This window comes from Variovorax boronicumulans, assembly GCF_029892485.1.
Taxonomy (GTDB): domain Bacteria; phylum Pseudomonadota; class Gammaproteobacteria; order Burkholderiales; family Burkholderiaceae_C; genus Variovorax; species Variovorax boronicumulans_B.
In genome coordinates this window covers 337,848-351,719 of record NZ_JARXVG010000001.1, presented here as the reverse complement: position 1 = coordinate 351,719, position 13,872 = coordinate 337,848, and the positions used below count along the sequence as shown (strand labels likewise).

The following is a 13,872-nucleotide window of genomic DNA, read 5'->3' as shown; positions in this document are numbered from 1 at the left end:
GACAGTATTTAACGTTTACCCTAGATTACTAACCGGTGGGTCATTAAAGGCCCGGTTTGTACTTTCTTGGGTGTCTCATGACCGCCTCTGCCGTTTTCCCCCCTGTGCGCAGCGCCTTGTGGCTGCTGATTCCGTCCCTGTTCCTGGCCGGCTGTTCGCCGAAACCAGCGGCCGAGGAGCCCGTGCGAGCGGTGAAGCTGGTGACCGTCGGCACCAGCGACTTCGACGCCCAGCCCGAGTTCTCGGCCCAGGTCCAGGCCCGCGTCGAATCGCGCGTGGGCTTCCGGGTGGCGGGCAAGATCACCCGGCGCCAGGCCGAGCTCGGACAGCACGTGCAGGCCGGCCAGGTGCTGGCCCAGCTCGATCCGCAGGACTACAAGCTCGCCGCCGACGCCGCCCGCGCCCAACAGGCCGCTGCGCTCACCAACCGTGACCTGGCGGCCGCCGACCTGAAGCGCTACCGCGAACTGCGCGAGCAGAACTTCATCAGCGGCGCCGAGCTGGAGCGCCGCGAAACCACCTGGAAGGCCGCCCAGGCGCAGCTCGAACAGGCGCAGGCCCAGTTCTCCTCGCAGGGCAACCAGGCCAACTACACGACGCTCGTTGCCGATGTGGCCGGCGTCATCACCGCCATCGAGGCCGAGCCGGGCCAGGTGGTGCAGGCCGGCACGCCGGTCGTGCGCATTGCACAGGACGGCGCGCGCGACGTGGTGTTCGCGGTGCCCGAAGACCGCGCCCAGGCGATCAAGCCCGGCTCGCCGGTCACGGTGCGTGGCTGGTCCGGCGGCAATGAATTGCAGGGGCAGGTGCGCGAAGTGGCGGCCAGTGCCGACGCCGTCACCAGAACGTATTCGGTCAAGGTCGCCATCGATGCGGCCACCTCGCCCCCGCTGGGCGCCACCGTCTACGCGCGCCCGCAGGCGCTGGCCCATGCCAGCACCGCCGTGATGAAGCTGCCGACCAGCGCGCTGCGCCAGGAAGGCAAAGGCTCAGCGGTGTGGGTGCTCGACAAGTCGACGATGACGGTGCGTTCGCAGACCGTGCAGGTGGCAACGGCCGACGGCAACGAAGCCGTGATCGGTGCCGGCCTCTCGCCAGGAATGATGGTGGTCGCCGCCGGCGTGCACGTGCTCTCGCCGGGCCAGAAGGTCACCATCTACCAGTCCAAGGAGGCGGCCGCGGCCGCCGCCAATGCGAAGGATGTCGTGCAGGCCGTCGAGCCTGTCGCCGCAAACAAGAAGGAGATCGCTGCAGGTGCCGCCAAATGACGGAAGGCGCAGCGAACCCTACCGACAAGCCCGCCGGCTTCAATCTCTCCAAATGGGCGCTGGACCACGCGCCGCTCACGCGCTACCTGATGGTGGTGCTGATGGTGCTGGGCGCCTTCGCCTACTTCCAGCTCGGGCAGGACGAAGACCCGCCGTTCACCTTCCGCGCGATGGTGGTGCGCACCTACTGGCCCGGCGCCACCGCGCAGCAGGTGGCCGAGCAGGTCACCGACAAGCTGGAGCGCACGCTGCAGGAAGCGCCGTACGCCGACAAGATCCGCAGCTACTCGAAGCCAGGCGAGTCGCAGATCATTTTCCAGATCAAGGATTCCTCGAAGGCCGCCGACGTGGCCAACGTCTGGTACACGGTGCGCAAGAAGATCGGCGACATGCGCAACACGCTGCCGCCCGGCGTGCAGGGGCCGTTCTTCAATGACGATTTCGGCGATGTCTATGGTGTGATCTACGCGCTGGAAAGCGAAGGCTTCAGCTACGCCGAACTCAAGACGCTGGCCGACGAAACCCGCCAGCAGTTGCTGCGCGTGAAAGATGTGGCCAAGGTGGACCAATTCGGCGTGCAGGACGAGAAGGTCTATGTCGAAATTTCGCAGAAGCGCCTGGCGCAACTGGGGCTCGACTTCAACGCGGTGCTCGCGCAGCTCGGCTCGCAGAACGCGGTGGAGAGCGCCGGCACGATCCAGTCGCCGCTCGATGTGGTGCAGGTGCGCGTGGCGGGCCAGTTCACCAGCGTCGACCAACTGCGCGAGATGCCGATCCGCGGCACCTCGGGCAACCAGCTGAAGCTGGGCGACATCGCCGAGATCCGCCGCGGCTACATCGATCCGCCGGCCGTCAAGGTGCACCACCAGGGCAAGGAGGTGATTGCGCTGGGCGTCTCCATGGCCAAGGGCGGCGACATCATCGCGCTCGGCAAGGCGCTGAAAGTGGCGACGGCGCAGATCGACCAGCGCCTGCCCATCGGCGTGAAGCTCGCGCAGGTGCAGGACCAGCCGGTGTCGGTGGCCAGCTCGGTGAACGAATTCGTCGGCGTGCTGATCGAGGCCGTGGCCATCGTGCTGGCCGTGAGCATCATCGCGCTCGGCCTGCACAAGGGCGGGCGCTTCGGCTGGTACATCGACGTGCGGCCGGGGCTGGTGGTGGCGATCACCATTCCGCTGGTGCTGGCGGTGACTTTCCTCGCGATGAACTACTTCGGCATCGGGCTGCACAAGATATCGCTGGGGTCGCTGATCATCGCGCTGGGCCTGCTGGTGGACGACGCGATCATCGCGGTCGAGATGATGGTGCGGAAGATGGAGGAGGGCTACGACAAGGTCCGCGCCGCCACCTTCGCCTACGACGTGACGGCCAAGCCGATGCTCACGGGCACGCTCATCACGGCGGCGGGCTTCCTGCCGATCGGCATCGCGAAGTCGGTGACGGGCGAATACACGTTCGCGATCTTCGCGGTGACTGTGATCGCGCTGGTGCTGTCGTGGATCGTCTCGGTGTACTTCGTGCCCTACCTGGGCACGTTGCTGCTCAAGGTGAAGCCGCACGACCCCGATGCGCCGCCGCACGAGCTGTTCGACACGCCCTTCTACAACGGCTTTCGCCATGCGGTGGACTGGTGCGTGCAGCACCGCTGGCTGACCATCGGCGCGACGGTGCTGGTGTTCGCGCTCGGCATCTTCGGCATGGGCAAGGTGCAGCAGCAGTTCTTCCCCGATTCGAGCCGGCCCGAGATCATGGTGGACATCTGGTTCCCCGAAGGCACCTCGTTCGCGGCCAACGAAGAGGTCGCCAAGCGCGTCGAGCAGCGCGTGATGAAGGAAGAGGGCGTCAAGACCGTGAACACCTGGGTCGGCTCGGGCGTGCCGCGCTTCTACCTGCCGCTGGACCAGGTGTTCCCGCAGACCAACGTGTCGCAGCTCATCGTGCTCGCCAAGGACCTGAAGGTGCGCGAGCGCCTGCGGTTGCGGCTGCCCGCGCTGCTGGCCGAGGAATTCCCCGAGGTGCGCGGCCGCGTCAAGCTGCTGCCCAACGGGCCGCCCGTGCCGTACCCGGTGCAGTTCCGCGTGATAGGCACCGAGCCCGAGCAGTTGCGCGCGCACGCCGACGAGGTGAAGGCGGTGCTGCGCGAGAACGCCAACATGCGCGGCGTGAACGACAACTGGAACGAGTCGGTGAAGGTGATCCGCCTGGAGATCGACCAGGCCAAGGCGCGCGCGCTCGGCGTGACGAGCCAGGCCATCGCGCAGGCCTCGCGCACGATGTTCAGCGGCACCAACGTGGGCCAGTACCGCGAGAACGACTTGCTGATCGACATCGTGCTGCGCCAGTCGCCCGATGAACGCGAGGCCATCTCGGACATCGCCAACGCCTACATCCCGACGACCTCGGGCCGCTCGATCCCGCTCACGCAGATCGCCCGGCCGGTATTCACCTGGGAGCCCGGCGTGATGTGGCGCGAGAACCGCGACTACGCGATCACCGTGCAGGGCGACGTGAGCGAAGGCCTGCAGGGCGCGACCGTGACCGAGCAACTGCTGCCCAAGCTGCGCGAACTCGAAGCCGGCTGGCGCGCGGCCGGGCAGGGCGCCTACCGCATCGAAGTGGCGGGTGCTGTCGAGGAAAGCAGCAAGGGCTCGGCCTCCATCGTGGCGGGCGTGCCGATCATGCTGTTCCTGGTGTTCACGCTGCTGATGCTGCAACTGCACAGCTTCAGTCGGTCGTTGCTGGTGTTCATCACCGGGCCGATGGGCATTGCGGGCGTTGCCGGCGCGCTGCTGGTGCTGAACCGGCCGTTCGGCTTCGTGGCGCTGCTGGGCGTGATCGCGCTGATGGGCATGATCCAGCGCAATGCGGTGATCCTGATCGACCAGATCGAGAGCGACCGGGCGGCCGGCGTGCCGGCCTGGGACGCGATCGTCGAGTCGGCGGTGCGGCGCCTGCGCCCCATCGTGCTGACAGCCGCGGCGGCGGTGCTGGCGATGATTCCGCTCTCGCGCAGCGTGTTCTGGGGGCCGATGGCCGTGGCCATCATGGGCGGGCTGATCGTGGCCACCGTATTGACCCTTCTGGCACTGCCGGCAATGTACGCCGCTGCATTCCGCGTCAAGCGGGCGCCGAAAGAGGCCCTGATTAGCGTTTAAAATGCGCGGTTGACCGATTTCAGGCGGGCGGTCTTTGGGCTGCGGGTATCCGGTATCGGGTGTTCGTGGCACCAGGGCCGTCCGCCTTTGCATTCACCTGAAAAATTGGCATAGCGCGGGTGGCGAAATTGGTAGACGCACCAGGTTTAGGTCCTGACGTTCGCAAGAACGTGCCGGTTCGAGTCCGGCCCCGCGCACCAGCCACACCCCTCACAAGGAAGACACCATGACCGTGACCGTTGAAACTCTCGAGAAGCTCGAACGCAAGATCACGCTGACCCTGCCGGTCGGCACCATCCAGTCCGAAGTCGATTCGCGCCTCAAGAAGCTCGCGCGCACCGTCAAGATGGACGGCTTTCGTCCCGGCAAGGTGCCGATGAACGTCGTGGCCCAGCGCTATGGCTACTCGGTGCACTACGAAGTCATGAACGACAAGGTCGGCGAAGCGTTCTCGCAAGCAGCCAACGAAGCCAAGCTGCGCGTGGCCGGCCAGCCCCGCATTACCGAGAAGGAAGAGTCGCCCGAGGGCGAACTGGCCTTCGACGCGGTGTTCGAAGTGTTCCCCGAAGTCAAGATCAACGACCTGTCCGGCGCTGAAGTCGAGAAACTCTCGGCCGAAGTGGGCGACGACGCGATCGACAAGACGCTCGACATCCTGCGCAAGCAACGCCGCACCTTCGCCCAGCGCGCGCAAGACGCCGTGGCGCAAGACGACGACCGCGTGACTGTTGATTTCGAAGGCAAGATCGACGGCGAGCCCTTCCAGGGCGGCAAGGCCGAAGACTTCCAGTTCGTGGTCGGCGAAGGCCAGATGCTCAAGGAATTCGAAGACGCCGTGCGCGGCATGAAGTCCGGCGACAGCCGCACGTTCCCGCTGTCGTTCCCGGCCGACTACCACGGCAAGGACGTGGCCGGCAAGCAAGCCGACTTCCTGGTCACCGTGAAGAAGATCGAAGCCTCGCACCTGCCCGAAGTCAACGAACAGCTCGCCAAGTCGCTCGGCATTGCCGAAGCCACCGTCGAAGGCCTGCGCGCCGACATCAAGCGCAACCTCGAGCGCGAAGTGAAGTTCCGCCTGCTGGCCCGCAACAAGAACGCCGTGATGGACGCGCTGGTTGCCAACGCCGAACTCGACCTGCCGAACGCCAGCGTGCAATCGGAAGTCAGCCGCATGATCGAAGGCGCCCGCGCCGAGCTCAAGCAGCGCGGCATCAAGGACGCCGACAAGGCACCGATCCCCGACGAAGTGTTCCGTCCGCAAGCCGAGCGCCGCGTGCGCCTGGGCCTGGTGGTCGCCGAACTGGTGCGCGCCAACAACCTGCAGGCCAAGCCCGAGCAGATCAAGGCGCACATCGACGAACTGGCCGCCAGCTACGAAAAGCCAGCCGACGTGGTGCGCTGGTACTTCAGCGACAACAACCGCCTGGCGGAAGTCGAAGCCGTCGTCATCGAGAACAACGTGACCGATTTCGTGCTCGCCAAGGCCAAGGTCAACGAGAAGTCGGTGTCGTTCGACGAACTGATGGCGCAGCAGCAAGGCTGATCCTGCTGCTGCCCGCAACGCCAAATGGGGCTTGTGCTTTGCGGCACGAGCCCCATTTCATTCAGGCTTACAGTTCATACACAGCGAACGATTCCATCTTCCCGGAGAGCTACTTCATGATCGCAAACGAAATTCAAGGCCTCGGCATGATCCCGATGGTCGTCGAGCAATCGGGCCGCGGCGAGCGGTCCTACGACATCTACTCGCGTCTTCTCAAGGAACGCATCATCTTCCTGGTGGGCGAGGTCAACGACCAGACCGCCAACCTGGTAGTGGCGCAGTTGCTGTTCCTCGAGAGCGAGAACCCGGAGAAGGACATCTCGTTCTACATCAACTCCCCGGGCGGCAGCGTCAGCGCCGGCATGGCGATCTACGACACCATGCAGTTCATCAAGCCCGATGTGTCGACCATGTGCCTGGGCTTCGCGGCCAGCATGGGCGCCTTCCTGCTGGCGGCCGGCGAGAAGGGCAAGCGTTTCTCGCTGCCCAACTCGAAGATCATGATCCACCAGGTGCTCGGCGGCGCACGCGGCCAGGCGACCGACATCGAGATCCATGCGCGCGACATCCTGCGCACCAAGGACCAGATGAACCGGATCCTTGCCGAACGTACCGGCCAGCCGCTGGAAAAAGTCAAAAGCGACACCGAACGCGACTACTTCCTGACGGCCGATGAGGCCAAGGATTACGGTCTGGTCGACCAGGTCGTTGCCAAGCGCGGTTAAAACTGCCGGGCGCCCTGTGGCGCAAAAGGCAAAAAACGGCGTTTTCCACACGGGAAACGCCGTTTTTGTTTAGTTATCATTGTCCATACCCTGTCACGAGGCACCTGTCCATGGCCGAAAAAAAAGGCTCTTCCAGCGAAAAAACGCTTTATTGCTCGTTCTGCGGCAAGAGCCAGCATGAGGTCAAGAAGCTGATCGCGGGCCCTTCGGTCTTCATCTGCGACGAGTGCATCGACCTCTGCAACGAAATCATCCGTGACGAACTGCCGGCCGGTGAAGAAGCGCGCGAAGCGCGCAGCGACCTGCCCACGCCGCTGGAGATCAAGACCAACCTCGACAACTACGTGATCGGCCAGGAGCCGGCCAAGCGCATGCTGTCGGTGGCCGTCTACAACCACTACAAGCGCCTTCGCCACAAGGAAAAGGCCAAGGGCGACGACGTCGAGCTCAGCAAGAGCAACATCCTGTTGATCGGCCCCACAGGCTCGGGCAAGACGCTGCTGGCGCAAACGCTTGCGCGCATGCTCGACGTGCCGTTCGTGATGGCCGACGCCACCACACTGACCGAAGCGGGCTACGTGGGCGAAGACGTCGAGAACATCATCCAGAAGCTGCTGCAGAGCTGCAACTACGAAGTCGAGCGCGCCCAGCGCGGCATCGTCTACATCGACGAAATCGACAAGATCTCGCGCAAGTCCGACAACCCCTCGATCACGCGCGACGTGTCGGGCGAGGGCGTGCAGCAGGCCTTGCTCAAGCTCATCGAAGGCACCATGGCCAGCGTGCCGCCCCAAGGCGGGCGCAAGCATCCGAACCAGGACTTCCTGCAGATCGACACGACCAACATCCTGTTCATCTGCGGTGGCGCGTTCGCGGGCCTGGAGAAGGTCATCGAAAACCGCACCGAGGCCTCGGGCATCGGCTTCGGCGCCAAGGTCAAGAGCAAGGCCCAGCGCAGCATCACCGAGGTGTTCCGCGAAGTCGAGCCTGAAGACCTGATCAAGTTCGGTCTGATCCCCGAACTCGTGGGCCGCATGCCCGTGGTCGCATCGCTCGCGGAACTCAGCGAGGACGCGCTGGTCCAGATCCTGACCGAACCGAAGAATGCGGTGGTCAAGCAATTCACCAAGCTGCTGCAGATGGAGGGCGTGGACCTCGAAATCCGCCCCGCCGCGCTCAAGGCGATCGCTCGTAAGGCCCTGGCCCGCAAGACCGGTGCACGCGGCCTGCGCTCGATCCTTGAACAGTCGCTGATCGACATCATGTTCGAATTGCCGAATGCGACCAATGTCGACAAGGTGGTGGTCGAGGAATCGACCATCGACGAAAACAAGCCACCGCTGCTCGTGTACCGCGAAGCGGCGAAAAAGGCCTAAAGCCAAAGACGCGAAGGATCTGCATGTCTGGCCACACCCCCCTGCCTCCCGAAGCCCTCGACCTGCCGCTGCTCCCGCTGCGCGACGTCGTGGTGTTTCCCCACATGGTGATCCCGCTCTTCGTGGGACGCCCCAAGAGCATCAAGGCGCTCGAACTGGCCATGGAGGCCGAGCGCCGCATCATGCTGGTGGCCCAGAAGGCCGCCGCCAAGGACGAGCCTTCGGTCGAAGACATGTTCGAGGTCGGCTGCGTCTCGACCATCCTGCAGATGCTCAAGCTGCCCGACGGCACGGTGAAGGTGCTGGTCGAAGGCCAGCAGCGCGCACGCGTGAACCGCATCGATGACGGCGAAACCCATTTCACCGCCAACGTGACGCCCGTCGAGGCGACCGAAGGCGGCGAGAAGGGCACCGAGGTCGAGGCCCTGCGCCGCGCCGTGATGCAGCAGTTCGACCAGTACGTCAAGCTGAACAAGAAGATCCCGCCCGAAATCCTGACTTCGATCTCGAGCATCGACGATGCCGGCCGCCTGGCCGACACCATCGCCGCCCACCTGCCGCTGAAACTGGACAACAAGCAGGCCGTGCTCGACCTGGACGACGTCAAGGCGCGCCTGGAAAACCTGTTCGGCCAACTCGAGCGCGAGGTCGACATCCTGAACGTCGACAAGAAGATCCGCGGCCGCGTGAAGCGCCAGATGGAGAAGAACCAGCGCGACTTCTATCTCAACGAGCAGGTCAAGGCCATCCAGAAGGAGCTCGGCGAAGGCGAAGAGGGCGCGGACATCGAGGAGATCGAGAAGAAGATCAAGCTCGCCAAGATGTCCAAGGAAGGCCTGAAGAAAGCCGAAGGCGAACTCAAGAAGCTCAAGCTGATGTCGCCCATGTCGGCCGAGGCGACGGTGGTGCGCAACTACATCGACGTGCTCATCGGCCTGCCGTGGAGCAAGAAGACCAAGATCAAGCACGACCTGGCCAATGCCGAGGCTGTGCTCAATGCCGACCACTACGGCCTCGAGAAGGTCAAGGACCGCATCCTTGAATATCTCGCGGTGCAGCAACGCGTCGACAAGGTGAAGGCACCCATCCTGTGCCTCGTGGGCCCACCGGGCGTCGGCAAGACCTCGCTGGGGCAGTCGATCGCCAAGGCGACCGGCCGCAAGTACACCCGCATGGCGCTCGGCGGCATGCGCGACGAAGCCGAGATCCGCGGCCACCGCCGCACCTACATCGGCGCGCTGCCGGGCAAGGTGCTGCAGGGGCTGAGCAAGATCGGCACGCGCAATCCGCTGTTCCTGCTCGACGAAATCGACAAGCTGGGCACCGACTTCCGCGGCGATCCGTCGAGCGCGCTGCTCGAAGTGCTCGACCCCGAGCAGAACCACACCTTCGGCGACCACTACGTGGAAGTCGACTTCGACCTGAGCGACGTGATGTTCGTCGCCACCTCGAACTCGATGAACATTCCGCCGGCGCTGCTGGACCGCATGGAAGTCATCCGCCTCTCGGGCTATACCGAGGACGAGAAGACCAACATTGCGCTCAAGTACCTGCTGCCCAAGCAGATGACGAACAACGGCGTGAAGGAAGAGGAACTGCTGGTCACCGAAGAGGCGGTGCGCGACATCGTGCGCTACTACACGCGTGAAGCCGGCGTGCGTTCGCTCGAGCGCGAGCTCTCCAAGATCTGCCGCAAGGTGGTGAAGGGCCTGCTGCTCAAGCAACTGAAGCCGAAGGTCACGGTCGACGGTGCCAATCTCAACGAGTTCCTGGGCGTGCGCAAGTACAGCTTCGGCCTTGCGGAAAAGCAGAACCAGGTCGGCCAGGTGGTCGGCCTCGCATGGACCGAAGTCGGCGGCGACCTGCTGACGATCGAGGCGGTCACCATGCCCGGCAAGGGCGTGATCAGCCGCACCGGATCGCTGGGCGACGTGATGAAGGAATCGGTCGAGGCCGCACGCACCGTGGTGCGCAGCCGCTCGCGCCGCCTGGGCATCAAGGACGAGATGTTCGAGAAGCGCGACATCCACATCCACGTGCCCGACGGTGCAACGCCCAAGGACGGCCCGAGCGCGGGCGCTGCGATGACGACTGCCTTCGTGTCGGCGCTCACTGGCATTCCGGTGCGCGGCGATGTGGCGATGACGGGCGAGATCACGCTGCGGGGCGAGGTCACGGCCATCGGCGGCCTGAAGGAAAAGCTGCTTGCCGCGCTGCGCGGCGGCATCAAGACCGTGCTGATCCCCGAAGAGAACGCCAAGGACCTGCAGGACATCCCCGAGAACGTGAAGAACGGCCTGGAGATCGTGCCCGTGAAGTGGATCGACAAGGTGCTGGAAATCGCGCTTGAGAAGATGCCCGAGCCGCTGTCGGACGAGGAGGTTGCCGCCTCTGCGGCTGCCGTGGCCGAGCTGGCCAAGCAGCGCGCTGGCGCGCCGGCCCCCGAGGGGCCGGTCAAACATTGATCGTGCGAACTTGCCGAGCCCCGAAAAATTGGTATATAATTCGAGGCTCGAAACGCGGGAATAGCTCAGTTGGTAGAGCGCAACCTTGCCAAGGTTGAGGTCGAGAGTTCGAGACTCTTTTCCCGCTCCAGTTTTGAAAAAGGGAAGCAAATGCTTCCCTTTTTTTCGCAAGTTCGTTTTCGTTTTTCTGCGTGGCGCGATAGCAAAGCGGTTATGCAACGGATTGCAAATCCGTCTAGCCCGGTTCGACTCCGGGTCGCGCCTCCACCCTCTCGTTAGACTCGATTCGACCCGACAAACAAGCCCCGCCAACCATCGTTGCCGGGGCTTGTTTCGTTTGGGTTATCGTCGATGTCCAACCTGACGCCCGGATGGTGAAATTGGTAGACACATCGGACTTAAAATCCGCCGCTTCCTTGATCGGGGCATACGGGTTCGACCCCCGTTCCGGGTACCACACTAAAAAAGGAGCATTCGATGCCTCGCTACAACGCTCCATTTGAAATCCATGTGCATGGCGACGTGCCATTGCGTCCGGACGTGAATTTCGAGCAGATCCAGGAAGCGCTCAAACCGCTCTGGAAATATGCAGGCGCCAAGTCGCTCGCCGATGGCGCCACCAGCACCTACGAGGAAGAGCCCGGCATCCGCTTCGAGCAGAAGGACCACACGCTGCAGATCTGCTGGACCGTGCCCGGCGACGAAGACTTCCGCCAGGCGCTCGACGAAATGTGCATGGCCCTGAACGAGCTGTCCGACCGCGGCGCCGCCATCGAGGTCACCTTCTACGACACCGACTTCGACGAGGAGGAGGGCGACCCCGACGAAGAATCGCGCGACGACTTCCTGATGCTGTTCGTCGGCCCGAACCCGGCCGCGATCATGCAGGTGCAACGCGATCTGCTGGTGGAAGACGTCGTCAACCTCATGGAGCGCCACTTCGACGGCGCCGAACTGGGCGGCGTGGTCGCAGAGATCGATCGCCTCTTCAGCGACCGTTTCGATGCGCTCGTCAACTCGCTCGAAATCGGCAAGCGCCCACGCGGCACGGGTGGTCCCGGCAGCGGCGGAAGCGGCGGCGGCCACGGCGGCGGTCGCCGTCCGCGCCACCTGCACTGACCCACACTCGCCCGATCCAAGGCCGCATGGCCCTGTTTCCTGCCTCTGCGCTGCGCCCCGGCGTGCGCAAGCGCGAGGTGTTCGGCTGGGCGATGTACGACTTCGCCAACTCGGGCTACACGACGGTCGTCATCACGGCGGTCTTCGCCGCCTACTTCGTGGGTGGCATCGCGAAGGGCGCGCCTTGGGCAGCCTTCGCCTGGACCGCAGCACTCAGCATCTCCTACGCCATCGTGATGCTCACGATGCCCGCCATCGGCGCCTGGGCCGACCTGCGCGGCGCCAAGAAGCGCGTGCTGGTCATCGCCACCACGGGCTGCGTGCTGGCCACGGCCGCACTGGCGCTCACACCGCGCTTTGCGGGCGCCTCGGGCGGCATTGCGCTGGCCATGGCGCTGGTGATCGTCTCCAACGCCTTCTATTCCTACGGCGAGTCCCTCACGGGCGCCTTCCTGCCCGAGCTGGCAACGCCCGAAGGCATGGGCAAGGTGAGCGGATGGGGCTGGAGCTTCGGTTACGTCGGCGGCATGCTCACACTCGGCATCTGCCTGGCCTACGTGCTGTGGTCGCAGTCGAAGGGGCTGCCGGCTTCGCATTTCGTGCCGGTCACGATGCTGATCACGGCCGCCATCTATGGCGCCGCGGCCTGCGCCACCTTCGTGCTGCTACCCGAACGGGCACAGCCCAAAACCACTGGCGGCGAACTCGGCGCATGGCAGCAATTGCGCGCCACCTACCGGCAGGCGCGCGCCTACCGCGACTTCATGTGGCTGCTGGTCTGCACCGTCTGCTACCAGGGCGGCGTGGCGGTCGCCATCACGCTCGCGGCGATCTATGCCGAGCAGGTGATCGGCTTCGTGGCGAGCGAGACCATGGTGCTGATCTTCGTGCTCAACGTCGCCGCCGCCATCGGCGCTTTCTCGTTCGGCTACATCCAGGATCGCATCGGCCACAAGGTGTCGCTGGCGGTCACGCTGGTGGCATGGATCGCGGTTTGCGTGATCGCGGCCGTGGTGACCACCAAGGGCGGCTTCTGGTGGGCCGCCGCGATCGCAGGGCTTGCGATGGGCTCCAGCCAGTCCGCCGGGCGCGCGATGACGGGCTATCTCGCGCCGCCCCGGCAGCTGGCGGAGTTCTTCGGGCTCTGGACCTTCGCGACCCGGCTGGCCAGCATCATCGGCCCGCTGAGCTTCGGCGCGATCACCTGGGCCACGGGTGGCAACCAGCGCATCGCGATCCTCTCGACCGCGGTGCTGTTCGTGGGCGGCTTGCTGTTGCTGCTGCCGATCGACATGCGGCGCGGCCGCGAGGCCGCATTGCGCAGTTCGTAGATCAGGGCACCTTGTCGCCGAACAGGCTGCTGTTGGTCAGCGGCCAATCCACTGCCGGTGCATAGCGCACGGTCCGGCCGCCGTTCAGCTCCCCGTCACGGCGATTGCTGCAGCAGCGACTTCGGCACCTTGAACCGCTCGCCGTCGTAGCGCAGCGTCACGGTGTTGAACCTGGCGGGCAGCGCCTTCTCGACGCAGCCCTGGTCCTCCTGCTCCTGCGCGCGGCTCTGCACGAGCGTGCGCGACAGCTGCAGGTCGGCAAAGCCGTTGCTGGTCGCCTTGCCGACCGACAGCATGGTGCGCAGCTTCTCGAAGTGGCCGGTGCAGGTCGAATCCCAGCCGCCGTTGTCGTGGTCGAGTTCGATCTCCTGCAGCACCTCGCGCAGCTTGCTGCCGTGCTGCACGTAGAGGCGCACCGTCTCGCTGGCCAGCGGGCTCGACGGCGCGCTGCTGCCGCGGTAGCGCACGCGCAAGCCGAAGGCGCGTGCATCGGAGGCGAGCACGTAGCGCGAGGTGTCGATGCGGATGTCCTGGATCGCGGTGGTGGCGTCCTCGTCGAGCGCCTCGGGCTGGAAGAGGCGGCCGATGACGGTGTCGCGCTCGGTGTTGCCGTTGTCGGGCCGCTGGATCAGCAGCACCTCCAGGTCGAAGACCTTGGCGCCCTTGTCGGTGGTTTCGCGTGGCATCGGCAGCACCACGATGCTGCGGCCTGGGAACGCCGGCCACACCTTGCAGGCTGCGAGCCGTTCGTCGAGCGGGCGCTTGGGGTAGAGCTTGGCGTGCATGCGCTCGGCCAGGCCGCTCTCGCAGGCGGCGTGGCTGAGGCCTGCGGCAGAGAGGGACAGCAGGAGCAGGGCGTGGCGCAACAAAAGGCGCATGACAGGGCGCAT

Annotated in this window: 9 protein-coding genes and 4 tRNA genes; 12 read left to right on the top strand and 1 reads right to left on the bottom strand. The window is 64.9% G+C overall.

The window, feature by feature from the left end; translation table 11 throughout:
- Window positions 1–77: 77 nt before the first annotated feature.
- The 12 genes from M2282_RS01675 (at window position 78) to M2282_RS01620 (ending at window position 12,982) form a co-directional block, all read left to right on the top strand.
- Window positions 78–1,268: an efflux RND transporter periplasmic adaptor subunit gene (locus M2282_RS01675; protein ID WP_280807057.1), complete on the top strand. Its 1,191-nt coding sequence runs from the start codon at window positions 78–80 to the stop codon at window positions 1,266–1,268.
- On the top strand, window positions 1,265–4,423 hold the full coding sequence (locus tag M2282_RS01670; protein ID WP_280807056.1) for an efflux RND transporter permease subunit: 3,159 nt from the start codon (window positions 1,265–1,267) through the stop codon (window positions 4,421–4,423). Before M2282_RS01675 ends, M2282_RS01670 begins: the two co-directional genes overlap by 4 nt.
- 113 nt (window positions 4,424–4,536) lie before the next feature.
- A tRNA-Leu gene (locus M2282_RS01665) sits at window positions 4,537–4,623 on the top strand.
- 26 nt (window positions 4,624–4,649) lie between these two features.
- Window positions 4,650–5,966 carry a trigger factor gene (gene tig, locus M2282_RS01660; protein WP_280807055.1) on the top strand — a complete coding sequence of 439 codons (1,317 nt, stop codon included), beginning with the start codon at window positions 4,650–4,652 and terminating at the stop codon, window positions 5,964–5,966.
- Window positions 5,967–6,082: 116 nt separating this feature from the next.
- Window positions 6,083–6,691: an ATP-dependent Clp endopeptidase proteolytic subunit ClpP gene (gene clpP, locus M2282_RS01655; RefSeq protein WP_093433240.1), complete on the top strand. Its 609-nt coding sequence runs from the start codon at window positions 6,083–6,085 to the stop codon at window positions 6,689–6,691.
- Window positions 6,692–6,801: 110 nt separating this feature from the next.
- Complete coding sequence (clpX, locus tag M2282_RS01650; protein WP_280807054.1) at window positions 6,802–8,067, top strand: ATP-dependent Clp protease ATP-binding subunit ClpX; 1,266 nt, start codon at window positions 6,802–6,804, stop codon at window positions 8,065–8,067.
- Between the two features lie 23 nt (window positions 8,068–8,090).
- Entirely contained in the window at window positions 8,091–10,532 is a 2,442-nt protein-coding gene (gene lon, locus M2282_RS01645) for an endopeptidase La (protein ID WP_280807053.1), read from the top strand.
- Between the two features lie 54 nt (window positions 10,533–10,586).
- A tRNA-Gly gene (locus tag M2282_RS01640) sits at window positions 10,587–10,662 on the top strand.
- A gap of 63 nt (window positions 10,663–10,725) precedes the next feature.
- Window positions 10,726–10,799, top strand: a tRNA-Cys gene (locus M2282_RS01635).
- A 98-nt stretch (window positions 10,800–10,897) separates the two neighbouring features.
- A tRNA-Leu gene (locus tag M2282_RS01630) sits at window positions 10,898–10,989 on the top strand.
- A gap of 20 nt (window positions 10,990–11,009) precedes the next feature.
- Complete coding sequence (locus M2282_RS01625; protein ID WP_198787476.1) at window positions 11,010–11,651, top strand: DUF6806 family protein; 642 nt, start codon at window positions 11,010–11,012, stop codon at window positions 11,649–11,651.
- A gap of 26 nt (window positions 11,652–11,677) precedes the next feature.
- On the top strand, window positions 11,678–12,982 hold the full coding sequence (locus tag M2282_RS01620) for an MFS transporter (protein ID WP_280807052.1): 1,305 nt from the start codon (window positions 11,678–11,680) through the stop codon (window positions 12,980–12,982).
- A 95-nt stretch (window positions 12,983–13,077) separates the two neighbouring features.
- On the opposite strand, the gene M2282_RS01615 is transcribed toward M2282_RS01620, so the two are convergent.
- Window positions 13,078–13,860 (bottom strand): hypothetical protein, encoded by a 783-nt coding sequence (locus M2282_RS01615; RefSeq protein WP_280807051.1) that lies wholly within the window; start codon window positions 13,858–13,860, stop codon window positions 13,078–13,080.
- Window positions 13,861–13,872 lie beyond the last annotated feature (12 nt).